This window comes from Streptomyces sp. NPDC104226 (assembly GCF_055584085.1).
Map to the genome: position 1 here is coordinate 291,720 of NZ_JBVJMS010000003.1, position 25,732 is coordinate 317,451.

Here is a 25,732-nt window from a genome sequence, read left to right on the forward strand (position 1 = left end):
CGCTCACACATCGGTACGGCAGGCTGTGCGCTCGGCTTAACTCCCCGTATCCACCGGGTGTGACGACCCGGTAATCCGGCCTTCCTACGGTGATCATCGTGGGACATCCCCACCGCCTGCCGTTCCGCGATCCGCGTGCGGACCGGGAGGCACGGACTGCGATCCCGGGGAGGGGAGTCTCGGTGACGACGCCAGGCTCGGAGGCGGACAGTGTGCGGACGGCCTGTTCGTACTGCGGCGTCGGCTGCGGCATCGTGCTGGAGATCGGCCGGGACGCCGCCACCGGGCGGCGCACCGCCAGGAAGACCACCGGGGACAAGCAGCATCCGACGAACTTCGGGCGGCTGTGCACCAAGGGCTCGACCAGCGCCGACATGATGGCCGCCCCGGGGCGGGCCTCCAAGGCGCTGATCCGTACCGAGCGCGGCGCCGAACCCGTCGAGACGGACGTGGACGCGGCGATCACCGCGGTCGCCGGGCGGCTGCGCGCGATCCTCGACGAGCACGGCCCGGACGCGCTCTCCTTCTACGTGTCCGGACAGATGTCGCTGGAGGCGCAGTACCTCGCGAACAAACTGTCCAAGGGCTTCGTGCGGACGAACCAGATCGAGTCCAACTCCCGTCTGTGCATGGCCTCCGCCGGCTCCGGCTACAAGTTGTCGTTGGGCGCCGACGGCCCGCCCGGTTCGTACCGGGACTTCGACCGGGCGGATGCCTTCTTCGTCATCGGCGCCAACATGGCCGACTGCCACCCGATCCTGTTCCTGCGGATGATGGACCGCGTCAAGTCCGCCGGCGCCAAGCTCATCGTCGTCGACCCGCGCCGCAACGCCACGGCCGACAAGGCCGACCTCTTCCTGCAGATCAGGCCCGGCACCGACCTCGCCCTCCTGAACGGCCTGCTGCACCTGCTGGTGGAGAACGGCCACACCGACGAGGCGTTCATCGCCGAGTTCACCGACGGCTGGCAGGAGATGCCCTCCTTCCTGGAGGACTACCCGCCCGCGAAGGTCGCCGAGACCACCGGCATACCGGAGGCCGACATCCGGCAGGCCGCGCGGTGGATCGGCGAGGCCGACGAGTGGATGAGCTGCTGGACGATGGGGCTCAACCAGTCGACCCACGGCACCTGGAACACCAACGCCCTGGTCAACCTGCACCTCGCCACCGGCGCGATCTGCCGTCCCGGCTCCGGACCGTTCTCGCTGACCGGCCAGCCCAACGCGATGGGCGGCCGTGAGATGGGCTACATGGGGCCGGGCCTGCCCGGTCAGCGCTCCGTGCTCGTCGACGCCGAACGCGCCTTCGTCGAGGACCTCTGGGGCCTCGAAGCGGGCACCCTGCGGACCGAGGTCGGCCGCGGCACGGTGGAGATGTTCGAGCAGATGGCTGCCGGCGACATCAAGGCCTGCTGGATCATCTGCACCAACCCGGTCGCCTCCGTCGCCAACCGCCGCACCGTCATCGCCGGCCTGGACGCCGCCGAACTCGTCATCACCCAGGACGTGTTCACCGATACCGAGACCAACGCGTACGCCGACGTGGTGCTCCCCGCGACGCTGTGGGCGGAGTCCGACGGCATCCTGATCAACTCCGAGCGCAACCTCACCCTCGTCCAGGGGGTCGTGGACCCGCCCGGGCAGGCGCTTCCCGACTGGCAGTTGATCGCCCGGGTCGCCTGCGAGATGGGCTTCGCCGACGCCTTCAGCTACACGAGCTCCGAGGACGTCTTCGAGGAGCTCAAGCAGGCGTGGAACCCGAAGACCGGCTGGGACCTGCGCGGCGTCAGCTACGACCGGCTGCGCGAGACGCCGGTGCAGTGGCCGGCACCGACCGCGGACGGGGACGACCGCAACCCCGTCCGCTATCTCAACGACGGCGTCAGCCAGACCCTGCTGGAGCGCGAGGACGGCACCCGGCCCCGACTGGCCTTCCCCACCGCGAGCGGCCGGGCGCAGTTCTTCACCCGCCCGCACCTGCCTGCCGCCGAACTCCCCGACGACGACTACCCGTTCGTACTCAACACCGGCCGCCTGCAGCACCAGTGGCACACCCTCACCAAGACCGGCAAGGTCGCCAAGCTCAACAAGCTCAACCCCGGCCCCTTCGTCGAGCTGCACCCGCAGGACGCGGCCGCGATGGACGCCGAGGACGGCGACCACATCGAGGTCGCCTCCCGCCGCGGCCGGGCCGTCCTGCCCGCCGTCGTCACCGACCGGGTCCGCCCCGGCAACTGCTTCGCACCGTTCCACTGGAACGACCTCTTCGGCGAGTACCTCAGCATCAACGCCGTCACCAACGACGCCATCGACCCGATCTCCTTCCAACCGGAGTTCAAGGTCTGCGCCGTGGCGCTGCGCGTGGTGCCCGCCCCGGCACCCGAGGAGACCGCACCCGTGCCGGCCACCACCGACCCCGCCGACCCCGCCCGGCACCAGGAGCAGGACCGGCCCGTCCCGGCGCAGGCCGCCGCGCTGCCCGTACCGGCCGTGACCGGCGGCGTTCCCGGTGCCGTCCCCGCCCTCGCCGCGCTCTTCGGCATCACCGACCTCGCACCTCCGGCCCTCGCCGAACCCGAGCGCCGCTACCTGTCCGGATTCCTCTCCGGCATGGCCCTGCACCCGTCCGGCGGCGGCGTCCCGGTGCTGCCCGCGAACACCCCCTTCGCCCCCGACACGGCCCTGTGGGTCGACGGCGTGCTCGCCGGCATGTTCTCCCGGACGGTGGCCCGCGCCGCCCACGCCCCCGGGGCGGCCGCGCCCCTCTCCCCGGCCCCGGCCTCCTCCGGTCCCGACAGCGCCGTGCCCGCGGCCGCCCCGGTCCGCGAACTGGTCGTCCTGTGGGCCTCGCAGACCGGCACCGCCGAGGAGTACGCCGCCACCGCCACCGCCCGCCTGACCGAGGCCGGCCGCACCCCGGCCCTGCTCGCGATGGCCGACGCCACCCCGGACCGGCTCACCGCCGCCACCGACCTGCTGGTCGTCACCAGCACCTTCGGCGACGGCGACGCCCCCGACAACGGCGCGGACTTCTGGCAGGCCCTCGCCGCCGACAGCGCGCCCCGGCTGGAAGGCGTGCGGTACGCCGTCCTGGCGTTCGGCGACTCCAGCTACGAAGACTTCTGCGGCCACGGCCGCCGCCTGGACGAGCGCCTCGCAGAGCTCGGCGCGACCCGCCTGCACCCGCGTACCGACTGCGAACCCGGCGACGACGAACCCGCCGCACACTGGCTCGACCAGATCACCGGCGCCCTCGCCGAGGCCCCCGAGCCGCGGCCCGCACCCGCCCCGACCGCCAAGGCGAACGCGGCGGCGCCGGCTACGGCACGTCCCACCGCACCGGCCGGCTACTCCAAGACATCCCCCTTCCCCACCCTCCTGGTCGGCAACCGCTTGCTCAGCCTGCCCGGATCGCAGAAGGAGGTACGGCAGTTCGCCTTCGACACCCGCGGCGGCGAACTCGCCTACGAGGCCGGCGACGCCCTCGGCATCTGGCCCGCCAACGACTCCGCACTCGTCGCCGAGTGGCTCGCCCTCACCGGCCTCGATCCCGACCGGAGCATCACCCTGCCCGGCGACGGGGACGTCCCCCTCGGCGAAGCCCTGCGCACCCGCCTCGACATCGCCCGCATCACCCCCGACCTGCTCAAGTTCGTGGCCGCCCGCACCGGCGACCGCGACCTCCGGCGGCTGCTGCGTCCCGACAACAAGGGCGAGCTGGCGAAGTGGAGTTGGGGCCGGCAGGCCGCCGACGTCATCGGGGCCTTCCCCGTCCGGGCCTCCGCCGCCGAGTGGGCCTCGGTGCTCAAGCGCCTCCAGCCCCGCCTGTACTCCATCTCGTCCAGCCCGCTGGCACACCCGAGCGAGGTACGCCTCACGGTGTCCGTCGTCCGCTACGCCAACGGCCGCGGCCACGACCGCAAGGGCGTCTGCTCCACCTACCTCGCGGACAGCGCCGACGACGGCCCGGTGCCGGTGTTCGTCCAGCGCGCCCCGCACTTCCGCCCGCCCGCCACCCCCACCACCCCGATGATCATGGTGGGTCCGGGTACCGGCGTCGCCCCGTTCATGGGCTTCCTGGAGGACCGGCAGGCCCGCGGCCACACCGGCCCCAACTGGCTGTTCTTCGGCGAGCAGCGCGAGGCCACCGATTCCTACTACCGCGAGGAACTGGAGGCGTACCGGGCCACCGGCCACCTGGACCGCCTCGACGTCGCCTTCTCCCGCGACCAGCGCAACAAGGTCTACGTCCAGGACCGCATGCGGGAGCACGGCCCGCGCCTGTGGCGGTGGCTCCAGGACGGCGCCCACTTCTACGTCTGCGGCGACGCCGGCCGGATGGCCAAGGACGTCGACCGGGCCCTGCGCGAGATCGTCGCCGCCCACGGAGGCATGGACGAAGAGGCAGCCACCGCGTACGTCCGCCGACTCACGAGCGACAAGCGCTACGTCCGCGACGTCTACTGACCCGTCCAGACCCCGACCGGCACCCACGCGCCCCTGCCCGTCATCGACCGCGGGTCGGCGGTCCCCGGACGGGGCGGCGACACTTCTAGCAGCAAGAGCCCGACGGCCGGCCCAGAAAGGACCCCGCATGACGAGCGGCGCACTCCACCAGTTGTTCTCCTACGGCACCCTGCGCCAACCGGAGGTCCAGCTCGCCCGGTTCGGCCGGCTCTTGGAGGGCCGGCCCGACGCCCTGCCCGGGTACCGGCTCACGTGGATCGAGATCACCGATCCCGAGGTGATCGCGGCCAGCGGTACCGACCGGCACCCCTTGCTCGTCGCCTCCGACGATCCGGCCGATGCGGTGGAGGGCGCCGTGTTCGCCCTGACCGACGGGGACCTGGCCGCGGCGGACGACTACGAGGTCGACGACTACGCCCGCAGTCAGGTCGTCCTGCGCTCGGGGACGAAGGCGTGGGCCTACCTCGGCGCGTAGCGCGTCCCCGGCTTCGCCGCGGAGTTCGACGAGGGGATCTCGGTGGTACCGAGGGGCTTCGCTGACAGAATCGCCCGGGGCACGGTCGTGCCCCGGGCGCGGCCCGTCGGGCGAGGTGGAGGGCGAGCACAGCATGGGAACCGGGGATCTTCCTCCAGGACAGCGGCTGGCCAAGGGCTGGCCCGTATCGCACTACGGGCCCGTGCCCAAGTTCCGGCCCGAGCGGTGGAACCTCCAGGTGTTCGGTGCCACGGCCTCCGGCGGGAAGTACAGCTGGACGTTCGACGAGGTCGCCGCCCTCCCCCGCGTCTCGATCACCACCGACATGCACTGCGCGTCGGGGCCGTCGTCGACCGGGCACGAGTTCTCGGGTGTTCCCGCTGCCCTCCTGCTGGAGCTCGCGCCGCCCGGGCCCGGGGTGACGCACGTGATGGCGTGGGCCGAGTACGGGTACAGCGCCAATCTGCGCCTCGCCGACTTCACCTCGGAGCGGACCCTGCTGGCCATGCACCACAACGGCGAACCGCTGACCGTGGAGCACGGGTTTCCCCTGCGCCTGGTGGTCCCCCACCTGTACGGCTACAAGGGGCCGAAGTGGCTGCGCGCGATCGAGTACATGACCCAGGACCGGCGGGGGTTCTGGGAGGAGCGCGGTTTCCACAACATCGCGGACCCCTGGAAGGAACAGCGTCATTCCTACCAGGAGGAACTGGCCTGAAACCGGTGGCTGGATGTCCGACCCAGATCCGGCGCCCGGCGGGCCGCGTCTTCTGGGCGATCGACCACTGAAAGGCCGCACCACCGCGGTGTTAGGTTCGGCGTGACCGGGGCGATCCCCCGGTCCCACACGCCCTTGGCTACTGCGGGTCTTGGGGCGTGGCAGGCTTCCGGCGGGAGCTCGGCGGGCCGTCGCCCCCCGAGCCCCCGCCGTGTTCTGGCCCCGGGCTCAGAGCTCGACGAGGGTGATCTCGGTGGCCTTGAGGCCGGCCCAGACCTCGGAGCCGTCGGCCAGGGCCAGGTCGGCTGCGGCCTGCGGGGTGATCTCGGCGATGAGGTCGGGGGTCCGGTCCGAGGTGATCAGGATGCGCAGGCGGCTGCCGACGACGGTGATCTCGCGTACGACGCCCTGCCACACGTTGCGCGGGCTGCCGGTCGGCTCCTCCCGGTGCAGGGAGACCGACTCCGGAGCGATGATCGCGAGGGCCTCGGCGCCCTCGGGGATCGGGTCGGCGGCCACCAGGATCCCGCCCGTGGCCAGGGTCAGGCCCTCCCGGGTCGCGGTGCACGGCCAGGCGTTGCGGCCGAGCATGCGGGCCACCCACGGGGAGCGGGGATGGCGGGTGACCTCCGACGGGGTGGCGTCCTGGAGGGTGCGCCCCTCGGAGAGGACCAGGACGCGGTCGGCGAGGGAGACGGCTTCGACGGGGTCGTGCGTGACGATGAGGCACACCCCGCCGAAGCCGGACAGGTGCCGGCGCAGGGTGTGCCGGACGTGGGCGCGCGTGGTCTGGTCGAGGGCCGCCAGGGGCTCGTCGAGGAGCAGCAGCCGGGGCCGGGCCGCGAGCGCGCGGGCCAGGGCGACGCGCTGGGCCTGGCCGCCGGAGAGTTCGCCGGGCTTGCGGTGGGCGAGGTGTCCGACGCCGAGCCGGTCGAGCCAGCGGTGGGCCTCGGCGCGGGCCTGCGCCTTGGGCATGCCGTGGGCGCGCAGCCCGTAGGCGGTGTTGGCGAGGGCGTTCAGGTGGGGGAAGAGCGCCCCGTCCTGCGGTACCCAGGCGACCTTGCGCTGGTGCGGCGGCAGTGAGGTGACGTCCAGGTCGCCCAGCTTCAGTGCGGCGTGGGCGCGCGGGGTGAGGCCGAGCAGGGCCCGGAGCAGGGTGGTCTTGCCCGCGCCGTTCTCGCCGACGACCGCGATCGTGGTGCCGGGCTCGGCATCGAGGGTCAACTCGTTGAAGCCGGTGACCTCGGCGTGCAGGGGCCAGGGCTCGGTCTTGTGGAGCGGGACGGGCGGCTCGGTGGTGGCCAGTACGGCCGCGGCCGGCTCCGGCTTGGAGGAACCGGTACGCGGGCGGCCGACGGAGCCGGTCCACCGGCCGCGCAGGCCGACCAGGACGGCCATGGCGATGGCCAGCAGCAGCAGCGAGACCGAGGTGGCCGCCTCCGGGGAGTCCTGGAGGAGCAGGTAGACCTGGAGGGGCAGGGTCTGGGTGGAGCCCGGGAGGTTGCCGGCGAAGGTGATCGTGGCACCGAACTCGCCCAGCGCGCGGGCCCAGGCGAGCGCGGCCCCGGCGGCCAGCCCCGGAGCGACCATCGGCAGGGTCACCGTGAAGAACACCCGGACCGGGGAGGCGCCCAGGGAGGAGGCCGTCTCCTCGTAGGACGGCTTCATGCCCGCGAGGGTGCCCTCCAGGCTGATGATCAGGAACGGCATCGCCACGAAGGACGCTGCGAGAACGGCCCCGGAGGTGTGGAAGGGGAAGACGATCCCGAAGGTGTCCTCCAGCCAGGGGCCGAGCAGCCCGCGCCGCCCGAACCCGAGCAGCAGCGCGACACCGCCCACGGTCGGCGGCAGCACCATCGGCAGCAGCACGAGGGACCGTACGAGCGTCTTGCCCGGGAACTCCACGCGTGCCAGCAGCCAGGCCAGCGGAACGCCCAGGAGCAGGGAGAGGCCGAGCGCGGCGAAGGAGGTGAGGAGCGAGAGCCTCAGCGCCTCGACCACACCGGGGCTGGTCAGGTGGGTGCCCAGTTCCCCCCACTGGGTGCGGACCAGGATGCCGATGAGCGGCAGCAGCAGGAACGCGACGGCCAGCATCGCCGGCAGCACCAGGGCGAGCGACGGACGGGTACCGGATATGCGGCGGCCACGGAGCATGGAGGGCGGTCCTCGGCAGGAATCGGTGGGGCGAGACGGTGGGGAACCCGGGGACGGCTGTGGGGCCGCCCGGTCGGGCGGCCCCTGTTCAGCGGGCCGGGCGGGCGCCGGTTACGGCTGCTGGAAGCCGGCGTCCGTCAGGAACTTCTGCGCCTCGGGAGTGGACAGCCAGGCGACGAAGGCATCGGCCGCGGCGGCGTTCTTCGAGCCCTTGAGCGAGGCCGCGGGGTAGGAGGCCACGGCGTTCTGGGCGTCGGGGATGTCGACGGTGACGACCTTGTCCTTCGCCACGGCCGCGTCGGTCTTGTAGACCAGGCCCGCGTCGGCCTCGCCGAGCTCGACCTTGGACAGGACCGCGCGGACGTTGGGCTCCTGGGAGACCGGCTTCACCTCGATCTTCTGGGCATCGAGGATCTGCTTGGAGTAGCGGCCGACCGGGACCTCGGGTGCGGCGAGCACCACCTTGATCTTGGAGTCGGCGAGGTCCTTCAGGTCGTCGATCTTGAAGGGGTTGCCCTTGCCCGTCGCGATGACGAGACGATTCTTCGCGATGACCTTCGGGTCGTTCACCTCCCCCTTGAGGCCGTCCATCGTCTTGGTGTCGGCCGTGACCAGTACGTCGGCCGGGGCGCCCTGCTTCACCTGCGCGGCCAGCTCCTGCGAGCCGGCGAAGGAGAACTTCACCTTGGTGCCCGGGTGGGTCTTCTCGTACTCGGCGCCCGCCGCCTTGAACACGTCGGTGAGGGAAGCCGCTGCCAGGACCGTCAGATCGGCCTTCGGCGCCTCGGACGCGGAGCCGCTGGGGCCGGCCGAGCTCGCGCCGTCCTTGCTGTCGCTGCTGGAGCAGGCCGCGAGGGCGGGGATCAGCAGGGCGCCGGCGAGCAGGCCGGCGGCGGCACGGCGCGGGGTGAAGGTACGGGACATGGTCGCGGGTTCTCCCGGGGGTCGGGTCGGGGCGGAGTGGCTCGGAGTGGCTCGGAAAACGAAAAGGGGCGCCCGGTCAGGTGCGGTCGATGTGGACACTGGTGGATTTCACGCGGGCCGTCGCCCGCATTCCGACCTCCAGCCCCATCTCCTCGACCGATTCCCGGGTCAACAGCGACACCAGACGGTGGGGCCCCGACTGGATCTCCACCTGGGCCGAGACGTCGCCGACTTTCACGGCGGTGATGATCCCGGCGAACGAGTTCCGCACCGAGGTCCGGATCGGGTCGTCGTCCTCCGGGGTCTTCTGCGCGAGGTCGACGGCGAAGGCGGCCAGGTCGCGCCCGTGGATCAGCCGGCGTCCGGCTCCGTCCCCGCCCTCGCGGGAGGTGGGGATCTTCCCTGCATCGGCCCAGCGCCGTGCGGTGTCGGGGCTGACGCCCAGCATGCGTGCGGCCTGACCGACGGTGTAGTGCTGCATATGCAGCAAGTTAAGGCCGAAATCACAGTATCTGCAATTTGGCGATCTCTTTGCATATCAGAAGCGGATGAGATGAGGCGGACCGAAGGGCATCAAACCAGTGAGGTCGAAGGTCCCGAATTGTCGTGACGTTCGGCCGGGCTGGAAATGCCATGCCGCACAGGCGATTCACCTGGCGGATGAGATGACCCTCAAGCAGTGCGCGACTCGGGTGGCTAGCGTGATCGATGTGGCGGCCGACAGGCCGCTTTCCCCACCGATTCCTAGTGAGGCGTTACTTTCATGAGCCTGAGCATCCGCAACCAGATCGCCGGCACCATCACCTCCGTCACGGCCGGCGAGGCCATGTCCACGGTGAAGGTCCGTCTGGCCGGCGGTCAGGACATCACGGCCGCGATCACCACGGACGCCGTCAAGGACCTCGGCTTCGCCGAGGGCACCGCCGTCAAGGCGCTCGTGAAGTCCACCGAGGTCTCCCTCGCGACCGGTCCGGTCGAGGGCATCTCCATCCGCAACCAGATCGCGGGCACCGTCACCGACGTCGCGACCGGTGGCGCCATGGGCTCCGTCAAGGTCTCCGTCGAGGGTGGCGAGCTGACCGCCGCGATCACCAAGGACGCCGTGGAGGCCCTCGGCCTGGCCGCCGGCACCCCCGTCGTCGCCCTGATCAAGTCGACCGAGATCTCCCTCTCCGCCTGATCACCCCCGCACCACGCCCGAGGGCCCCGCACCAGCAGGTGCGGGGCCCTCGGGCGTACCGGGCCCACCGTCACTACGTCCAACACTCCCATCTCAGAAGCTCGGCCATTTGGCCTTTCCGCCAAGCATTTGCCAGAGGATTGTCGAATATTGGTCGCAGATGCAGGATGGAAGCATGAGACTGTCCTGCGGAGGAGACGGCTGGTGAGCGACCGAGACGAGAGCGGTGGGCTCCGCGCATGGCTTCGGGGCATCGAGGTCTTCGCCGGCCCGCTCCCCGAGTTCGCGCCCGAGGAGGCTCCGGCGGACCCCGCCCGCCTGTTCGTGTCCTGGCTGTCCGATGCCGTGGCGGACGGGGTGCGCGAGCCGCACGCGATGACCCTGTCCACCGTGGACGAGGCCGGAGACCCTGATGCCCGGGTACTGATCCTCAAGGGCATCGACGCCTCCGGCTGGCGGTTCGCCGGGCACGGCTTCAGCCCCAAGGGACACCAGCTCGCCGTACACCCGCGCGCCGCGCTGACCTTCTACTGGCCCGAGCACGGCCGCCAGGTCCGCCTGCGCGGGCCCGTGACGCCGGGCTCCGCCCAGGACAACGCGGAGGACTTCCTCGCCCGGGCGGCCACCGCCCGCGCCGAGGCGCTGCTGGGCCGCCAGAGCCAGTACCTGGCGGAACCGGCCGAACGCGACCAGGCCCTGGAGAAGGCCCTGTCGATGGTGGAGAAGGAGCCGACGATCGTCGACTCGGCGTGGACGCTCTACGCCCTGTCGCCGGTGGAGGTCGAATTCTGGCAGGCCGCGAAGGACCGCGCCCACACCCGCCTGCGCTACGAGCGGACCCGGGACGGCTGGGAGCGCTTGCGGCTCTGGTCGTGAATCCCCCACACCCCCTCCCCCACCCCCTGCCCGCTCGGCCGAGCCCTGCGCGCGCGACCGTACATCCCCTGTTCCTGCTCACGAGGCGAGGTACCCCATGACGACACGCACCCAGGACGGCAGCGCGGGCGACGTCGACTACGGCACGGTCGGCGGCGGCTACTCGTTGCACCGCCGACCGGACGAGCGCATCGCCCGGTTCATCGCCGAAGCGCTGGGCGACGCCGCCACGGTCCTCAACATCGGTGCGGGCACCGGGTCGTACGAGACCGCCGCGTGCGGGGTGACCGCGGTCGAGCCGTCCGGGGCGATGCGGGCCCAGCGGCCGGCGCGGCTGGCCACGGCGATCGACGCCGTCGCCGAGGACCTGCCGTTCGCGGACGGCGAGTTCGACGCGTCGATGACGCTGTTCAGCGTGCACCAGTGGTCCGACGTGCGGGCGGGCCTGCGGGAGATGCGGCGCGTGACGCGTGGCCCCGTGGTCATCCTCACCTGCGACCCGGCCCTCGTGCAGGAGTTCTGGCTCGCCCGGTACGCACCCGAAGTACTCGCCACCGAAGCCCGTCGCTTTCCGAGCGTCGAGCAGCTGGCCTCGGCCCTCGGCGGTACCGGCACCGTGCAGACCGTGCCCGTCCCGCTCGACTGCACCGACGGGTTCAACGAGGCCTACTACGGCCGCCCCGAGCTCCTCCTCGACCCTGCCGTGCGCCAGGCCTGCTCGGCCTGGAGCTTCGTCGGCGACCAGGTCCGCGAACACTTCGATGCCTCCTTGCGCGAGGACCTGCGATCGGGCGCCTGGGACGCGGAGTTCGGCCACCTGCGCAGTCAACCCACCTACGAGGGCTCGCTCGTCCTCGTGCGCGCGACCCCCTGAGCACCCCCGCACGAGAAGGCGAACCGGCACGATGGCGATACCCGACCGGATGGACGAACGGCTGCGCGCCCTAGGCCTGTTGGAGGGCCAGCGGGCGGCCCGGGCCCTCTTCGCCGAAGCCGTCCGCCGCGAGGTGATGGCGCCGGGGGTCAGCGAGTACGAGGCGACCGACCGGATCGGGGACCTGGCACGGGAGTTGTGGGGCACGCGGGTGCGGTGGCCCGGGCGGATCGTCCGCTCCGGCCCCCACACCCTCCTCCCCCGGGGCGAGGAGCCGCCCGGCGATCGTGTCATCGGCGCCGCCGACACGGTCACCGCCCACCTCGGCCCGCTCCTCGGGAGCCGCGGGACGGACTTCACCGCGACCCTCGTCCTCGGTGACGACCCGGACCGGCTGCGACTCGGGGAGGACCTCCCCAAGGTCTTCGCCGCGGGCCGCGAGGCCTTCCACGCGGACGCGCGGATCACCGGTCGGCAGTTGCACGCCGAGCTCCAGGCGCTCGCGGCCAAGAGCGGCTGGACGCTCGGCGGCTGGCACGCCGGCCATCTGGCGGGTGCGGACCCGGACGCGAACCCGATGTGCGCGCAGGCCGACGCCCACATCGGGCCCGCCAACGACCAGCCGCTACGCCGTACCACCGCGGGCGGGTGGAAAGCGCACTGGCTCCTGGAGGTCCACCTGATCGAAGCCCATGCCGGTTTCGGCGGCTCGTACAAGGCGCTCCTCGATCCGGCGTGAAGGCCGCTTGCCCCGCGTGAGGGCCACGTGCCCCGCGTGAAGGCCGCCGGGGCCGGGTCCGCGCCCGGCCCGCCCTCGGGGATCAGCCTTCCAGGAGGGCCTGGGCCGGATAGCCGCCCGGGAGACTGCCGCCGGGCACGGCGAACAGCGCCGAGGTCTCGTGGACCAGGTAGCGGGAGAGTGCGTCGCCCCGTGCGAGCCGCTGCTGGACCGGGATGAACCCGGTCCGCGGATCCGGCTGCCAGGCCGTGAAGAGCAGTCCGGCGTCCGGAGTGCCGTCGGGGCGCGGGCCGTCGTGGTAGGACCAGCTGCGCCGGACCATGGTGGCTCCGCCGTTCGACTCCGGGGCGGCGAGCCGGATGTGGGCGTTGGTGGCGATGACCGGGACCCCGTCCGGGCGGGCTGCGGCGAGGTCCACCGCGGTGCGCTCGGTGCCGCCGGTCAGCGGCGCTCCGTCGGCGGCGCGGCGGCCCAGGGCCTGTTCCCGGTGGGTGGGCGGCAGGGTGTCCCAGTGGTCCAGGAGCATGCGGATGCGCCGGATCACGACGTACGAACCACCGACGAGCCAGTCGGGGGCCTCGGGTCCGGTCACCAGGGCCTTGGCGGGGTCCGGATTGTTGGTGCCTTCGACCTGCCCCATGAGGTTGCGGCGGCCGTCGGTGGCCGTGAAACCGGCCATGGTCCAGCGGAGCCGGGCCTCGCCGTGCGCCAGGCGCTGGAGGGTCCGTAGGGCATGGGTGGTGACGAAGGCGTCGTCGGCGCCGATCTGGACGAACAGGTCGCCGTCGCTGCGGGCGGGGTCGAGCCGGTCCTCGCCGAAGGCGGGCAGCGGCGTGAGGGCTGCGGGGCGGGAGGCCGTCAGCCCGGTGCGGTCGAAGAAGCCGGGGCCGATGCCGAAGGTGACGGTGAGGCGGGCCGGGGCGGTTCCGGCCAGCACTCCGGTGTCGGCGGCCCTGGAGCCGGGCGGCTCCAGGGCCGCGGGTACGGGTTCGCCCCGGGTGAGGTGCTCGGCGGCGGTTGTCCAGCGCAGGAGCAGCGCCGCCGCCCTGCCGCGGTCCGTACGGGCTCCGAAGTCGAAGGCGGCCATCCGGACGTGCTGCTGCCGGGGCGTCAGGATGCCCGCCTGGTGGGGCCCGCGGAACGGGATGACGGCAGCGGGGGCCGCGTCGCCCGCACCGTGGAGCCGCACCGCCGCGGTGGCCCCGCCACCGGCCAGGGCGGTCAGGCCGCCGGCGGTGAGCAGGGCACGCCTGGACACCCGCCGGCGGGTGTCCGCGGCCGGACCGGCCTCTGGCGCCCCCGCGTCAGCGGCCGGATCCGGTACGGGCCCTGCGGGGCTCCGGGCCGTCCGGTCCTCGTCAGCTCCCGGCACCGGAGGCTCCGCCGGCGCCGTCGACGGCGGCGTCCACGGTGCCCACCCACAGCTGGTTCAGCTCCGAGACGTACCGGCCGCCCTTCACGTCCTGCGGTACCACCAGGCGCGGACCGGCGGAGTCCTCGAAGGGCTTCCCGTCCTCGGAAACGGCCAGCAGGATCTGCGACCTGGCGAAGCCCGGGTCCAGCTCCGCCCAGGCGAACACGGCCCGGTAGTCGCCTCCGCCGGTCGCCGCGACCACGCCGCGGAGCTGCCCGTTCTTCTTCGAGGCGTCGAACCGCGGCTGCGCATCCTTGAGCACGTCGTGCAGCAGCACACCCTGGTAGGTGTGCTTCTGCTGCCCCTTGGCGCTGCCGTACTCCACCTCCACCGACTGCTGCGGCAGCCCGCGCAGGGAGGCGAGGGTCACGGTGTACGGCTTGTCCACCTGCCCGGCTATCCGTACTTCCCCCGGCGTCAGCGCAGGCGCGGGGGACGTGCTCGCCGATGCACCCGGACCCGGACCGGCAGCCGTCGTCGACTGGGCGGGGGACCCGGTCGGCTCCTTCGAGGCGTTGCCCCCGCATCCGGCGAGCACCAGGACCGCGATGGCGGCGACGGCGGGCAACGAAGCATGACGGTTCACGAAGGGTCTCCCCTCTCGGGCCGGGCGACCCCGAGGTCCGCAGCGCCCGATCGACTCTGACCGCGACTGCGCACCCGAAGACCACTCCCAGCTGGCAAATGCAGGGAGAAACATACCGAACAAACGGCATCTGCCACGCCGTTCGCGCAAGTTCAGCGGAGATCGCCAGAGACCGAGCGGGATGCCGGTCGAGACGTACGGCCCTGACACCTCCTGCGCCCTGTCACCAAACAGTCATTAATCACCAGTGCACCGATTAGGGTGTTTGTGCGTCTTGGTAGTCGGTTCCGGCTGCTGAGCGTTCGGGGCCGTTCCACCGTTCGTGCTTCCTCTGGAGTCGCCCCGTGAAATCCCGCTCCCTCATCCTGGTGCCCGCTGTCGTACTGGCCGCCGCCCTGACCGCGAGCGGATGCTCCAGCGGCCCCGAGGAGGCGTCCTTCGACGGCGGTGCCTCGGCGGGATCGGCCAAGAACGGCCAGAGCACGGCGCCTTCCGCCGCATCCTCCCGCGGGCCCGCCGCGGTGCAGATGCCGACGAACGTCCGCAAGTGGAACCTGCAGCGGGAACTGCCGGACGGCACTCAGGTCATGTGGACCACCCTGAAGGGGCCGAAGTCCGGATTCGAGGGCAGGGTGTGGGCGTGGGTGCCCAAGCAGTACAAGGAGAAGCAGTACGCCAACAGCGGCTTCCCCGTCCTGACCGCACTCCCCGGCGCCTCCGGCTACCCGACGAACTACTGGTTCGGAGCCGATCTGAAACTGCAGGAGCGGATCGCCGAGCAGATCAACACGGGCAAGTCGCTGCCGTTCATCGTGATGATGCCGGTCCTGAACGCCAAGCTCGACCAGTACTGGGACGGCAGCGACATCCCCGGCCAGCCGAAGATGGGCACCTGGATGTCGGATGACGTACCCGACCTCACACGGGAGAACTTCCGCACCTACAAGGACCCGCGCGGCTGGGGATTCTTCGGGTCCTCCGCCGGCGGGTACGTGGGCATGAAGATGGTCCTGCAGTACCCCGACCGGTTCTCCACCGCTGTCGCCGGCGGGCCCGACATCGCACCCGACTCGCCGTTCTGGAAGGGCTTCGACAAGGAGAAGCAGGCCAACAGCCCCGAGTACCTCGCCCAGCAACTCATCCAGAAGAACGGGCCCAAGGTCCACTTGTCCTTCCTCCTCGGCGACAAGGAACCCAGCACCCAGCTGAAAGCCTTCAAGGACAAGATCACCAAGGGTCCCGTCGAGACCGATCTCCACATCATCCCCAACGCCGGCCACAGCGGGACCAAGTACGCGGAGGGCCTCTTCCAGGGCCCACTGGAGTGGATCAGCAAGCGCATGATCGGCCCCACCGCCGGCTGACACGACCAGAGCCGAGCCCCCGGTCCACATCGAGCACACAGCAACGCCGGCCACCCGCCGGCGGGCCTGTTCAGGTTCGTACGGTGCGGCGGGGGCCCACGGCCTGCGCCGTTCTGACGGCCTGGGCGCTGCTCGCCACCGTTGGCCTGAAGGGTGTGGAGTTTGCCGCCGCCGATGTTGGCTGTGCCGATGGTCCCCACGGCCGGCCTCCGGGAGGCCGCGTATGAGAGCTGCCGCCACTACGTCGACGGAGGCCTCTCCCCCTCCATCGGATTCACGCTGGACTCGTTGGCGGGAGGCAGGCCCGCTCTCGCCCGGATGATGTCGGCCCGGGCCTCCACCAGCAGGGCGTACGCCTTGAGGACCGCAGCGATCCCCGCTCCGATCGCTGTCGCCAGAGCACTGATCGAGGTGATGACCTGCGCCGCATCTGAGACTTGGAACCCCTGGGCCGGGACCCTCTCAAACAGCCCTCGAGCCGCCAAGTACGCGATCGCATAAGCCACCGCAGCGGCCATGACGAGCCCCAGCACGTACCAGGCTTCGGATCGTCGGACCTCACGCCGAACCTCGTAAAGAGGAGCAAGAGTCCTGACCCTCCGCTGCCGACGAGCCTGATCTATGTACCTCTCCGCGTCGACACCGGCCGCCCCGGCCTGCTCTTCGAGCATCCTTATACCGAGTTCCTCAAGAGCTTCAGCAGGGGATATAGAAGCCCTGCCACCGTCATCGTTACTGGTCATGGTCATCATCTTGGCCGTGATGTCGCGCACAGACACCGGTTCGGAAGGATCGGCGAGATTCAGCAATCTGCAAGCGGCCCCAGTGATTGTCCGGTTGCGGACCTTCAGGAGAGGGCGGGCAGGATGTGTTCCTGGTACGCGCTGAAGAAGTTCTGCTGGTCGGGGCCGATCTGTCCGACGTAGACCTCGTCGAAGCCGACGTCAACGTAGGCGCGGATCGCTTCCAGGTGCTCGTCGGGGTTGTTGCCGCAGGGCACGTTGTCAGCGATCTGTTCGCGGGTGACGAGCTCGACAGCCTGCTCGAAGTGGGTCGGCGTGGGCAGGGTCTGGGCCAGCTCGCCCGGGAGCTGCTCGTTGGGCCACAGGCGGTGCACGGTGTCGACGGCCTTGTCACGGTCCTCGTTCCAGCAGACCTTCAGTCCGCCGATGACGGGTTTGCCTGCACCGCCGGCGTCACGGAACCTGCCGATCGCTTCTTCGTCGGGCCCCATGGTGACGAAGCCGTCGCCGATTCGGCCAGCCAGCTCGGCGGCCTGCGGGCCGAACCCGGAGACGTACACCGGAAGTTCGCTGGGCGGGGCGGTGTAAAGGCGGGCGTTCTCGACGGTGTAGTGCGTGCCACGGTGGGTGGTCTGCTGTCCGGTGAACAGGGCGCGCATCACCTCGACGGCTTCTTCCAGCATGTCGGCGCGCTGGTCGAAGGGCGGCCAGCGGTCGCCCAGCACGTGCTCGTTGAGGGCTTCGCCGGTACCCACTCCGAGGGTGAAGCGGCCGTCGAGCAGGACGCTGGAGGTGGCGGCGGCCTGTGCGGTCACCGCCGGGTGCATCCGGATCATCGGACAGGTGACCAGCGTGGTAACCGGCAGGGACACGGTCTGGGACAGGGCGCCGATCATGGACCAGACGAGTGGGCTGTTGCCCTGGGCGTCGTTCCAGGGATGGAAGTGGTCGGAGATGGCGAGCCGTTCGAACCCGGCGTCGGCGGCCATGCGGGCCTGCGCGAGCAGTTGGGCCGGGGTGAACTCCTCGCAGGCAAGGAAGTAGCCGAAGGACGTCATCGCTCTCGGACCTCCCCCCGCTCAGGCCGATGCCCGCGGCGGGAACCGGCTGTGCGGGACGCGTCCTTCTGGGCGTCGGGGCTCGGACTCAGCGCATCGCCGGCTTCGCCGTCCTTGCTACGGATCAGGGCTTCTTCGGCCTCACGGCGGCTTTCCTCGTCTCCGCTTTCGCCCGGGGCCTGCGACGGGGGAGTCGGCTTGCGCTGCTGTGCGCTCCGGTCGTCATGGCGGTGGGTCATGGGACGCCCTCTCATCGAGACCTTCGATGGCGGCGACACGGAAGCACACACCGACCCTGTCACATAAGCCCATCTGTGTAGCCGATCCGGGTGAATGGGGCGATCCGCGGAGTTCGTCGTCCCGAACCTGGCGTGGTGCTGTCCGGTAGTGCGGGCGGGCCTTTGGTGACGAGGGATTGGGAAGCGATGGGCGTGAGCAGGATCGACACTCGGCTGCTGGGGCAGTTGACCGAGCAGTCGCAGGATCTCAACAGCAGTGCGATGCGCATGACCGGGTCCGCGCTGGGGGCGGTGGAGGGCCGGGTGTCGCGCGAGGACATCATGGCGTTGCAGACCGCGGCGTCCCTGGAGAACCTCGCGGTGGACGTCTACCGCCAGGCGGCGGGCCTGTCGTTCATCAAGAACGGCAACAAGACGGTGGCGGCCTTCATCTCCACCACCATCAGCCAGCACAGCGCGCACGCGCGCGCCTTCAACGCGGCGGCGACGAAGGCGGGCGGGCGGGCGCAGCACGCGCCGAACGCGAAGTACGCGGCGATCGTGAAGAAGGCGTTGCCTGGGATCAAGGGGCCGGCCGATGTGGTGGCCCTGGCGATCACCTTGGAGGACGTCGCGGCGCAGACCTATACGAAGAACACCGGTGACGTGCGGGACGTTCGGCTGCGGTCGCTGTTCGCTTCGATCGCTCCGGTCGAAGCGCAGCACAGGGCAGTGCTCCTGGCCGTGCAGGCGCTGCTGGGTGCGGGCAAGCCCCGCCTGATCGCGGTGCCCACGGATGCGGCCGCACTACCGGCGGCGGCCGGTTCGGTGGGTTTCCCCGACGGCTTCTACCCGGTGAAGAACGCGTCCCCGATCTCCGAAGGAGCCGTCAAGTGAGCGCCGCGAAGAAGGACTGGAAGCTCGCGATCAGCGAGCGCGAACTCGACTGCCTCACCCGGGACATGGAAGCAGCACATCTGGAGACCCTGCCCGCCATGCAGGCCGGCTCCGCGGAACTGGTCGAAGAGATCCGGACCGCGGATGCGGGCCGGCGCCGCTTCCTGGCCGGGGCGGGCATCGCCGCCGCCGGCGCGGCCCTCTCGCTGGCGGCCGGGTCGGGCGTGCAGAAGGCCTTCGCGCACGGCGGGACGCGGGCCGCGGGCACGGCACCGAGCCCGTACCAGGGGGACCTGAAGGTCGTGGCACTGGCCGTCGCGCTGGAGAACCAGGCCGTCGGCGCGTACGGAGCGGCGCTGAAGGCCGCCGGGGCCGGGAAGCTCGGCAAGGTGCCGCCCGCAGTGGGCACCTTCGCGAAGACCGCCATGGACCAGCACGCCGCGCACGCCAAGGCCTGGAACGCGGTACTGACCGGCGCAGGCAAGCCCGCGATCAAGGGTGTGCCGCTGTCGAACCAGCCCGCCACCCTCAGGGCCCTCGGGCAGGCCAAGGACGTCGGCGCCGTCGCCCGCCTGGCTTTGGACCTGGAGGACCAGGCCGCGCAGACCTACGTGTTCGCCGCGGGCAACGTCACCAGCCCCGCCGGAATCCGGACCGCCGCGAGCATCGCCCCCGTCGAGGCCATGCACGCCGCGATCCTGCACTTCGTCCTCGGCGAGTACCCCGTCCCCGACGCCTTCCTCCAGACGGACAAGTCCGCCAGGCCGAACCTGCTGACCGTCTGACACCGCTCGGCGCTCCCGAGCCCCTGCCCCCGGGTGCCGTGACTGCTTCCAGCCTTCACGGCACCCGGCCTCACCCCGCGAAGGGACGATTCGCCATGCCCCTGCACACACCCGCCGCCCGCACTCCGAGCTCTGCTGCGATCCGAACCACCTGGGTGGCGTTCATGCTCGCCGTCCTGGGCCTGGTACCCGCGGCCGGCGCCCAGTCCGCACCCCTCCACGCGGCACCGGCAGCCCGGATCACGATCAAGGACTTCGGGTTCGGTCCCGCCTCGCTCACGGTGGCGCCCGGCACCGTGGTCACGGTCGTCAACAGGGACGACGCCCCGCACACCATCACCGGCACCGGCCGCGCCCACTTCACCACCGGAACGATCAAGGCAGGCCGCAGCGCCACCTTCGCCGCGCCGCGCGCCCGCGGCCCGTACTCATACGTCTGCGACATCCACCAGTTCATGTCCGGCACCCTCACCGTCCGCTGACCCCCGGGATACGCCCATGCCTCACCTTGCGAGCCCCGCCGGCAACCGCGCCCTGGGCCTCTTCCGGATCGTCACCGGTTTGCTCTTCGCGTGCCACGGCATGGCCAAGCTCTTCGGAGTGATCGGCGACGGCCCCGTCCCGGTGGGCCTGTGGCCGTACTGGTGGGCGGGCCTGGTGGAACTCATCGGCGGCGCGCTCGTCGCCACCGGCCTGATCACCCGGCCCGCGGCCCTGGTCTGTTCCGGCGTCATGGCCTACGCCTACTTCACCGAACACCAGCCTCACGGCCTGTTCCCCATGCAGAACGACGGCGAGGCGGCCGCCCTGTACTGCTGGGCGTTCCTGGCCCTGGCGGTACTCGCCCCCACGGCGCTCTCCCTCCCCGCAGCCGTCCGCCGCGTCACCTCGTCCCTGCGCGGTACGAAGCCCCCCGTTCCGCGACAGGCAGCCGCGTAGCCCGACAAACAGACTATGGCGCCGTAGGGGTCCTCTTGAGGGAATCGGCCCGTCCGCGGGCACGGCCGCCGCGAACCCCGTTCAAGATCCCGTACTCGTCCGGGGCGGGACCACAGCTCAGCCGAGGAGCACCATGCGTACGCGCAAGACCACTGTCGCCCTCTCCCTCGCCGTCACCGCGGCCCTGTCCGCACCCGTCCTGGCCGCCGCCGACGGCGGTGGCACGCACGGCACGGACCGGATGGGCCACAAGGCGCTCACCGCCATCGGTCTGACCTCCGACCAGCGACTGGTGGAGTTCACGGTCGACCGGCCGTCGAAGACCATGTCGATCGGCAAGGTGGCCGGCCTCACGGGCGACACCAAGATCGTCGGCATCGACTTCCGCGTTCAGAACGAGAAGCTCTACGGCGTCGGCGACAAGGGCGGCATCTACACGCTCAGCACGGCCAACGCGAAGGCGATGAAGGTCTCCCAACTGACCGTCGCCCTGGCCGGCACCCGGTTCGGCGTGGACTTCAACCCCGCCGCCAACCGGCTGCGGGTCATCAGCGACACCGGCCAGAACCTGCGCCACAACATCGACGACCAGGCCGCTCCACTGACCACCACGGTCGACGGTCCCCTCACCAACCCGACCACGCCTCCTTCCACCGCCATGGGCGTCACCGGCGCCGCGTACACGAACAACGACCTCAACGCGGCGACCGCGACCACCCTGTTCGACATCGACACCATGGCCGACCGGATCTCCCTGCAGTCACCCGCCAACGCCGGAACGCTGGCCCCCACCGGGAACCTCGGCGTCAACGCCGGCCCCGACGCCGGCTTCGACATCTACTTCGCACCCAAGCAGGGCACCAACCACGGCTTCGCCGCCCTCAACACCGGCAGCGCGTTCCGCCTCTACGGCGTCGACCTCCTCACCGGAGCCGCCCGCGACCTGGGCGCCTTCCCCAAGAACCGGCAGGTCACCGACCTCGCCCTCCCGCTGAACCAGGGCTGATCAGGCCGGAGCACACCGCAGGGGTCCTTCGGCCGCCTCCTCCTCCCTGCACTCGGCCCTACGCGGTTGCGGCGACCACCGCGGTCGCGCACGACGCACCAATCCATCAGGTCGAGGACATCGAATAACAGGGTGGAGGCGTGAGCAGACCGCTCACGGCGCCGGGTCCCACCGGGCCTCGGGGCGCAGGGGCGAGGGGGTCCGAAAGGAGTGCTGCGATGACCGCAAGAACAGTGGGACGCGGCCTGGCCGCCATCGTTCTGGCAGCTGGTTTCGGTGCCGTGGGCGTGGGCGTGGCGGGGGCCGTGCCACAGTCCGACCACCGTGATCACGGGGTGTCGGGGACGGTGACCTCGCGGATCGAGCTCAATGTGCGCCAGCACCCGTGGACGCACTCCCCCGTGGTGTGGAGCCTGTCTCCGGGAAGCCACGTCAAGCTCGGCTGCCAGGAGAACGGCTGGTACCACCTGGCCGACCACTCCGGCTGGGTCGACGCGCGCTACGTCCATGCCCATGAATGGGTGCGCTACTGCTGAACGGGCCGGGCCGGCGGGACCGTCTTCCGCTGTCGCAGATCGTCCCAGCCCAACCGGTCCACAAGCGGGGCCCGCACCGGAAGGTGCGGGCCCCACGCCGTGCCCCGTCGGGTGCCCTTCACCTCTGCCCGGGGCAGCCGCAGCTCAGAGCAGGTTCAACGGGATGATGCCGATGGGACCGGGACCCCCCTCCGGTCCCGGACCCACGGTTCAGGTGAGCAGCCGGGTTTCGGCGCTCGGTAGTTTGGTCCACCAGTGGGCGTACCGCCGGTAGACCTCCGGTTCGCGGTCGGCCAGGAAGGCCGTCAGCGCCCGGGCCTCGCCGGCGAGGTCCTCCCAGACCTCCTCCGGCAGGGGGTGGAAGGCGGTCGCCTCGATCCCGGTGCCGGCCGGGCGCCACACCCCGGCGACGCGGCCGTCGACCAGCAGGGTCGCCAGGGTGTCGCCGTTCATCCGGGCGACGAGCCCCCGGTACTCCGGCGGGACGACGCGGCTGCGGTCGGCGTAGGCCAGCAGCACGCTGTCCCACATGGCCATCAGCCGGGGCGGCGCGGGCGTGTCCTCCTCCGGACGCGGTGCGCCCGGGACGTCGAACAGTTCCTTGCCGTCCGGACCCGTCAGCCGGTCGAGCCCTCCGGATTGCTCCAGAGTGCTCAGCGCCTGACGGATCCTGCCCCGCTGGACCAGGGAGAACTGCGCCACGTCCGCCACCGAGGCCGGCCCGAACCCCTCCAGATAGCGCAGGACCAGCGCCCGCAGGGACTCGGTGGAGGCCTCCGGATCCGCCGGTACCGTGCGCGGCCGGCTCGGGGGCGCGACGTACGACGGGCGTTCCCCGAACGACCACGGCGCGGCGGTCGGTGCGTGCAGCAGCGGCGCGTACTGCCGCAGCCCCCACCACGCTCCGGGCTGCGGCGGCGCCCCCAGCCGCTGTCCGAGCCAGGCCTCGCACTCGGCCGTCGTACGGGGCCGGTCGGCGAAGTCCAGCAGCTCCGGCACGAGGACGTCGGCGTCCTCGGCCGTGAGCCCCGAGTCGGTGAAGCGGGTCCCGAGCCGGGCGGCCCGTACGGACGGCTGCACGGCCTCCCGGAAGGCCGGGTAGTCCTGCGCGTGCACGGCGTGCAGGGTCAGCCGCATCAGCGTCGACTTGACGACCTCGCGCCCCGTGAAGGCGGCGTCGAGGTCGGCCGGGTCGAAACCGGCGAGCCGGTTCCACAGCGCGAGGTAGGGCGAGGCGGCGTGCTGCGCCTGCAGGGCGACCACCCTGCGGACCGCGTCACCGACGCCCATGACCTCGCGCCGCAGCAGCAACTGCCGTGCCAGGGTGGAGCGGTTGAGCTCCCTTGCGCTGACCTTCATGCCACGACCGTCCCGTCCCCTGTCGGAACGGGCAGCCTAACCGGCACCTCCGACAGCGCCCCGGATTCAGATGCTGACGCCCTTCGAGCGGAGGTAGGCCAGCGGGTCGATGTCCGAGCCGTACGAGGGACCGGTGCGGATCTCGAAGTGCAGGTGCGGGCCGGTCGAGTTGCCCGTGGAACCGGAGAGGCCGATGGTCTGGCCGCCGGTGACGCTCTGGCCGGACGAGACGGACAGCTGGGAGAGGTGCGCGTACTGGCTGTACTTGCCGTCGGCGTGCCGGATGACGACCTCGTTGCCGTACGACCCGCTCCACCCGGCGGAGACGACGGTGCCGGCGCCGACCGCCTTGACGGTGGTGCCGCTGCTCGCGGCGAAGTCGACCCCGGTGTGGTAGCCGCTGGACCACATGGAGCCCGCGGTCTTGTACGCGGTGGAGGTGCCGCCGCTGACCGGGGCGACGAAGCCGGTCGAGGTCGAGCCGGTCGTGGTCGATCCGGTCTGCCGCTTGGCGGGCGCCTTGGGGGCGGGCGCCGTGACCTCATCGGAGGAATCCGACGAATCGCCAGAAGCGGAGGAAGCGGAGGAAGCCGACTTCTTGACCGGCTTCGGCTTTTCGGCCGGCGCGGCCTCGGCCGCCGCGGCCGGAGCCGCGCCCTTCGCGCCGAGGGTGAGCTTGAGGCCCGGGTGGATCAGCGAGGGGTCGGCGCCGACGGCCTCGCGGTTGTCCGCGTAGAGCCGCTCCCAGCCGCCGGTGAGGTGCTGACGCTCGGCGATCTTGGAGAGGTAGTCGCCCGGCACCACGGTGTAGACGGCCGGGGCGCCCTGTGCGGCGGCCGGCGCGGCCTGGAGCGCTGCCGGCGCCTGCGCCGCCACCTGCGGGGCCTGGACCGGAGCTGCGGCGGGGGCCGCGGCCGGGACACCCGCGGCGTGGGCGCCGGTGGCGCCGAGCAGCGGAAGCGCGAGGGCCGCGCCACCGGTGCCGGCCGCGGCGAACCCGCGGGATATCGAGCGGGACTTGGGACGGCGGTGCTTACCCGTTCCGGACATGGCGAATTCCTCTCCGACGCCTGCGAGGTGAGCTGTCGGGTTCGGACTGGAGATGTCCGGCCGCCCCTGTGCCGGTGAACGGCACATGGACGGCTTCACCCCGAGCCGTCCCGTTGTGAAGATCTCCACCGGAGATCCGGGACAGCGGCTTATCTGGTTCCCCCGCTCCTGCCACGCGCGTGAATAGTCGGGTGCGGTTTCCGGTCGGTGGCAGGATTAGGCGGTCCGTCCGGATCGATCGCGAACGTAATCCAGTCCGGCCGTACGGAACAAGTCATGAATTCACCAACGGAATCCTGAAGGTGACGGGCCGCCGGAATTCCGGTCACCCTCCGTCCATTCCGCACCTTCAACAACCGCCCCGGCAAGGCAATTCGCCATTCGCGATCAGCCACTCACCGTCACCGTATGATCTGGCTCACGGGGGCATGTCCGATCTCGCCTCTCGCTATGGCAAGTTGCCCACAAGTAGCGTAATTCGGACACCATCAACGAGAACGACGAGACGACGACACGGAGGAGCCCGGTGACCCAGCCGATACCCCAGAGCCCCCACACCGATCCGGCGCCGCAGGAGCCGCTGCTGACCGGAGTGCGCAACTTCCGCGACGTGGGCGGGTTGCCGACCACGGACGGCCGACGGGTCAAGTCAGGACGACTGTTTCGAAGCGGACATCTGGCGCATGCCACCGAAAGCGACGCAGAGTTCCTCGGGTCGCTCGGACTGCACACCGTCTTCGACTTCCGCAACGGGGCCGACCACGCGCTGGAGGGGCCGGACGTGGAGCTGCCGGGGGTCCGCAACGTCAGCATCCCGCTGTCGGATCCTGCCGACGGCAGCGAGTTCTGGAAGATGGTCCGGAGCGGGGAGCTGGCGCAGCTCCGCGAGCTCCTGGGCGAGGGCAAGGCCGCCGCGCGGATGTCCCGTTCGTACCGGACGATGATCCGGACCCGTACCGCCGAGCACAGCCGGGTGGTGCACGCGCTCGCCGAGGACAGCGTCCCGGCCCTCATGCACTGCGCCGCCGGGAAGGACCGGGCCGGCCTGTCGATCGCCGTCACCCTGCTCGCGCTCGGCGTCGAGCGGGAGGCGATCGTCGCGGACTACCTGGAGTCGAACGCCCCGCACAACCGCTACCGGTACCGTCGCAACGGCGAGGAGCCCGAGGCCCGCGCTCCCGAGGCGATGGAGCTGCTCGCCCCGCTCTTCGACGCCCGCGCCCCGTATCTGACCACGGCCTTCGAGGCCATCGACGAGGAGTGGGGCAGCGTGGAGCGCTACCTCGCCGAGGGCCTCGGGCTCGCGCCCGAGACCCTCGGCAGGCTCCGCGACCGGCTGCTGGACTGAGGCCCCACGAGGTGGGCCGCCGC

The 25,732-nt window shown here is 71.3% G+C and carries 24 protein-coding genes and 1 riboswitch; of the genes, 15 read left to right on the forward strand and 9 right to left on the reverse strand.

Annotated features, from left to right (window positions below; translation table 11 throughout):
- Positions 1–182 precede the first annotated feature (182 nt).
- From ACZ60J_RS11275 to ACZ60J_RS11285, 3 genes are all read left to right on the forward strand, one after another.
- Positions 183–4,466 (forward strand): molybdopterin-dependent oxidoreductase, encoded by a 4,284-nt coding sequence (locus ACZ60J_RS11275; protein WP_469680764.1) that lies wholly within the window; start codon positions 183–185, stop codon positions 4,464–4,466.
- A gap of 127 nt (positions 4,467–4,593) precedes the next feature.
- Positions 4,594–4,941, forward strand: a complete 348-nt coding sequence (locus ACZ60J_RS11280; protein ID WP_469680766.1) for a gamma-glutamylcyclotransferase family protein — start codon at positions 4,594–4,596, stop codon at positions 4,939–4,941.
- Positions 4,942–5,074: 133 nt separating this feature from the next.
- Complete coding sequence (locus tag ACZ60J_RS11285) at positions 5,075–5,659, forward strand: molybdopterin-dependent oxidoreductase (RefSeq protein ID WP_469680767.1); 585 nt, start codon at positions 5,075–5,077, stop codon at positions 5,657–5,659.
- Between the two features lie 228 nt (positions 5,660–5,887).
- Here ACZ60J_RS11285 and ACZ60J_RS11290 read toward each other — a convergent pair whose 3' ends face one another.
- The 3 genes from ACZ60J_RS11290 to ACZ60J_RS11300 form a co-directional block, all read right to left on the reverse strand.
- Positions 5,888–7,813 carry an ABC transporter permease gene (locus ACZ60J_RS11290; protein WP_469680769.1) on the reverse strand — a complete coding sequence of 642 codons (1,926 nt, stop codon included), beginning with the start codon at positions 7,811–7,813 and terminating at the stop codon, positions 5,888–5,890.
- A 111-nt stretch (positions 7,814–7,924) separates the two neighbouring features.
- Positions 7,925–8,737: a molybdate ABC transporter substrate-binding protein gene (gene modA, locus ACZ60J_RS11295; protein ID WP_469680771.1), complete on the reverse strand. Its 813-nt coding sequence runs from the start codon at positions 8,735–8,737 to the stop codon at positions 7,925–7,927.
- A 76-nt stretch (positions 8,738–8,813) separates the two neighbouring features.
- Positions 8,814–9,218 (reverse strand): TOBE domain-containing protein, encoded by a 405-nt coding sequence (locus ACZ60J_RS11300; RefSeq protein WP_469680773.1) that lies wholly within the window; start codon positions 9,216–9,218, stop codon positions 8,814–8,816.
- Between the two features lie 282 nt (positions 9,219–9,500).
- Between ACZ60J_RS11300 and ACZ60J_RS11305 the strand changes: the two genes are divergently transcribed.
- From ACZ60J_RS11305 to ACZ60J_RS11320, 4 genes are all read left to right on the forward strand, one after another.
- Entirely contained in the window at positions 9,501–9,917 is a 417-nt protein-coding gene (locus tag ACZ60J_RS11305; protein WP_469680774.1) for a TOBE domain-containing protein, read from the forward strand.
- A gap of 204 nt (positions 9,918–10,121) precedes the next feature.
- Entirely contained in the window at positions 10,122–10,793 is a 672-nt protein-coding gene (locus tag ACZ60J_RS11310; protein WP_469680776.1) for a pyridoxine/pyridoxamine 5'-phosphate oxidase, read from the forward strand.
- A gap of 97 nt (positions 10,794–10,890) precedes the next feature.
- Entirely contained in the window at positions 10,891–11,667 is a 777-nt protein-coding gene (locus ACZ60J_RS11315; RefSeq protein WP_469680778.1) for a class I SAM-dependent methyltransferase, read from the forward strand.
- A gap of 31 nt (positions 11,668–11,698) precedes the next feature.
- The gene (locus ACZ60J_RS11320) at positions 11,699–12,406 is read left to right on the forward strand and encodes a M24 family metallopeptidase (protein WP_469680779.1); all 708 of its coding nucleotides are present in this window, start codon (positions 11,699–11,701) and stop codon (positions 12,404–12,406) included.
- 82 nt (positions 12,407–12,488) lie between these two features.
- On the opposite strand, the gene ACZ60J_RS11325 is transcribed toward ACZ60J_RS11320, so the two are convergent.
- Together ACZ60J_RS11325 and ACZ60J_RS11330 are read right to left on the reverse strand one after the other, a co-directional pair.
- Positions 12,489–13,664: a Dyp-type peroxidase gene (locus ACZ60J_RS11325; RefSeq protein ID WP_469680781.1), complete on the reverse strand. Its 1,176-nt coding sequence runs from the start codon at positions 13,662–13,664 to the stop codon at positions 12,489–12,491.
- A gap of 100 nt (positions 13,665–13,764) precedes the next feature.
- A complete protein-coding gene (locus ACZ60J_RS11330; RefSeq protein ID WP_469680782.1) occupies positions 13,765–14,406 on the reverse strand; it encodes a molybdopterin-dependent oxidoreductase in 642 nt (213 codons plus the stop codon).
- Between the two features lie 344 nt (positions 14,407–14,750).
- Between ACZ60J_RS11330 and ACZ60J_RS11335 the strand changes: the two genes are divergently transcribed.
- Entirely contained in the window at positions 14,751–15,770 is a 1,020-nt protein-coding gene (locus tag ACZ60J_RS11335; protein WP_469680784.1) for an alpha/beta hydrolase, read from the forward strand.
- A gap of 239 nt (positions 15,771–16,009) precedes the next feature.
- Here the strand turns inward: ACZ60J_RS11335 and ACZ60J_RS11340 are convergent, their stop codons facing one another.
- Positions 16,010–16,513: a hypothetical protein gene (locus tag ACZ60J_RS11340; RefSeq protein WP_469680786.1), complete on the reverse strand. Its 504-nt coding sequence runs from the start codon at positions 16,511–16,513 to the stop codon at positions 16,010–16,012.
- 104 nt (positions 16,514–16,617) lie between these two features.
- Positions 16,618–17,571, reverse strand: a complete 954-nt coding sequence (locus ACZ60J_RS11345) for a TIGR03557 family F420-dependent LLM class oxidoreductase (protein WP_469680787.1) — start codon at positions 17,569–17,571, stop codon at positions 16,618–16,620.
- Between the two features lie 425 nt (positions 17,572–17,996).
- Between ACZ60J_RS11345 and ACZ60J_RS11350 the strand changes: the two genes are divergently transcribed.
- The 6 genes from ACZ60J_RS11350 (at position 17,997) to ACZ60J_RS11375 (ending at position 21,952) form a co-directional block, all read left to right on the forward strand.
- Positions 17,997–18,686, forward strand: coding sequence for a ferritin-like domain-containing protein (locus ACZ60J_RS11350; protein WP_469680789.1), 690 nt, complete (start codon positions 17,997–17,999; stop codon positions 18,684–18,686).
- Positions 18,683–19,471 carry a ferritin-like domain-containing protein gene (locus ACZ60J_RS11355; protein ID WP_469680791.1) on the forward strand — a complete coding sequence of 263 codons (789 nt, stop codon included), beginning with the start codon at positions 18,683–18,685 and terminating at the stop codon, positions 19,469–19,471. Before ACZ60J_RS11350 ends, ACZ60J_RS11355 begins: the two co-directional genes overlap by 4 nt.
- Before the next feature lie 95 nt (positions 19,472–19,566).
- Positions 19,567–19,953 (forward strand): cupredoxin domain-containing protein, encoded by a 387-nt coding sequence (locus ACZ60J_RS11360; protein WP_469680793.1) that lies wholly within the window; start codon positions 19,567–19,569, stop codon positions 19,951–19,953.
- Between the two features lie 16 nt (positions 19,954–19,969).
- Positions 19,970–20,410: a DoxX family protein gene (locus ACZ60J_RS11365; protein ID WP_469680795.1), complete on the forward strand. Its 441-nt coding sequence runs from the start codon at positions 19,970–19,972 to the stop codon at positions 20,408–20,410.
- A 133-nt stretch (positions 20,411–20,543) separates the two neighbouring features.
- Positions 20,544–21,416 carry a DUF4394 domain-containing protein gene (locus tag ACZ60J_RS11370; RefSeq protein ID WP_469680797.1) on the forward strand — a complete coding sequence of 291 codons (873 nt, stop codon included), beginning with the start codon at positions 20,544–20,546 and terminating at the stop codon, positions 21,414–21,416.
- Positions 21,417–21,634: 218 nt separating this feature from the next.
- A complete protein-coding gene (locus ACZ60J_RS11375) occupies positions 21,635–21,952 on the forward strand; it encodes an SH3 domain-containing protein (protein WP_469680799.1) in 318 nt (105 codons plus the stop codon).
- Between the two features lie 210 nt (positions 21,953–22,162).
- On the opposite strand, the gene ACZ60J_RS11380 is transcribed toward ACZ60J_RS11375, so the two are convergent.
- On the reverse strand, positions 22,163–23,311 hold the full coding sequence (locus tag ACZ60J_RS11380) for a winged helix DNA-binding domain-containing protein (protein WP_469680800.1): 1,149 nt from the start codon (positions 23,309–23,311) through the stop codon (positions 22,163–22,165).
- Positions 23,312–23,377: 66 nt separating this feature from the next.
- On the reverse strand, positions 23,378–24,361 hold the full coding sequence (locus ACZ60J_RS11385) for a M23 family metallopeptidase (protein ID WP_469680802.1): 984 nt from the start codon (positions 24,359–24,361) through the stop codon (positions 23,378–23,380).
- A gap of 2 nt (positions 24,362–24,363) precedes the next feature.
- A riboswitch (cyclic di-AMP (ydaO/yuaA leader) is annotated at positions 24,364–24,561 on the reverse strand.
- Positions 24,562–24,887: 326 nt separating this feature from the next.
- Between ACZ60J_RS11385 and ACZ60J_RS11390 the strand changes: the two genes are divergently transcribed.
- On the forward strand, positions 24,888–25,709 hold the full coding sequence (locus tag ACZ60J_RS11390) for a tyrosine-protein phosphatase (protein WP_469680804.1): 822 nt from the start codon (positions 24,888–24,890) through the stop codon (positions 25,707–25,709).
- Positions 25,710–25,732 lie beyond the last annotated feature (23 nt).

Excerpts from the sequence above, each read along its gene's own strand:
- ACZ60J_RS11280 (WP_469680766.1), top strand. The coding sequence starts at position 4,594 with ATGACGAGCGGCGCACTCCACCAGTTGTTCTCCTACGGCACCCTGCGC.
- ACZ60J_RS11285 (WP_469680767.1), top strand. The coding sequence starts at position 5,075 with ATGGGAACCGGGGATCTTCCTCCAGGACAGCGGCTGGCCAAGGGCTGG.
- ACZ60J_RS11290 (WP_469680769.1), bottom strand. The coding sequence starts at position 7,813 with ATGCTCCGTGGCCGCCGCATATCCGGTACCCGTCCGTCGCTCGCCCTG.
- modA (WP_469680771.1), bottom strand. The coding sequence starts at position 8,737 with ATGTCCCGTACCTTCACCCCGCGCCGTGCCGCCGCCGGCCTGCTCGCC.
- ACZ60J_RS11300 (WP_469680773.1), bottom strand. The coding sequence starts at position 9,218 with ATGCAGCACTACACCGTCGGTCAGGCCGCACGCATGCTGGGCGTCAGC.
- ACZ60J_RS11305 (WP_469680774.1), top strand. The coding sequence starts at position 9,501 with ATGAGCCTGAGCATCCGCAACCAGATCGCCGGCACCATCACCTCCGTC.
- ACZ60J_RS11315 (WP_469680778.1), top strand. The coding sequence starts at position 10,891 with ATGACGACACGCACCCAGGACGGCAGCGCGGGCGACGTCGACTACGGC.
- ACZ60J_RS11320 (WP_469680779.1), top strand. The coding sequence starts at position 11,699 with ATGGCGATACCCGACCGGATGGACGAACGGCTGCGCGCCCTAGGCCTG.
- ACZ60J_RS11340 (WP_469680786.1), bottom strand. The coding sequence starts at position 16,513 with ATGACCAGTAACGATGACGGTGGCAGGGCTTCTATATCCCCTGCTGAA.
- ACZ60J_RS11345 (WP_469680787.1), bottom strand. The coding sequence starts at position 17,571 with ATGACGTCCTTCGGCTACTTCCTTGCCTGCGAGGAGTTCACCCCGGCC.
- ACZ60J_RS11350 (WP_469680789.1), top strand. The coding sequence starts at position 17,997 with ATGGGCGTGAGCAGGATCGACACTCGGCTGCTGGGGCAGTTGACCGAG.
- ACZ60J_RS11360 (WP_469680793.1), top strand. The coding sequence starts at position 19,567 with ATGCCCCTGCACACACCCGCCGCCCGCACTCCGAGCTCTGCTGCGATC.
- ACZ60J_RS11365 (WP_469680795.1), top strand. The coding sequence starts at position 19,970 with ATGCCTCACCTTGCGAGCCCCGCCGGCAACCGCGCCCTGGGCCTCTTC.
- ACZ60J_RS11370 (WP_469680797.1), top strand. The coding sequence starts at position 20,544 with ATGCGTACGCGCAAGACCACTGTCGCCCTCTCCCTCGCCGTCACCGCG.
- ACZ60J_RS11375 (WP_469680799.1), top strand. The coding sequence starts at position 21,635 with ATGACCGCAAGAACAGTGGGACGCGGCCTGGCCGCCATCGTTCTGGCA.
- ACZ60J_RS11380 (WP_469680800.1), bottom strand. The coding sequence starts at position 23,311 with ATGAAGGTCAGCGCAAGGGAGCTCAACCGCTCCACCCTGGCACGGCAG.
- ACZ60J_RS11385 (WP_469680802.1), bottom strand. The coding sequence starts at position 24,361 with ATGTCCGGAACGGGTAAGCACCGCCGTCCCAAGTCCCGCTCGATATCC.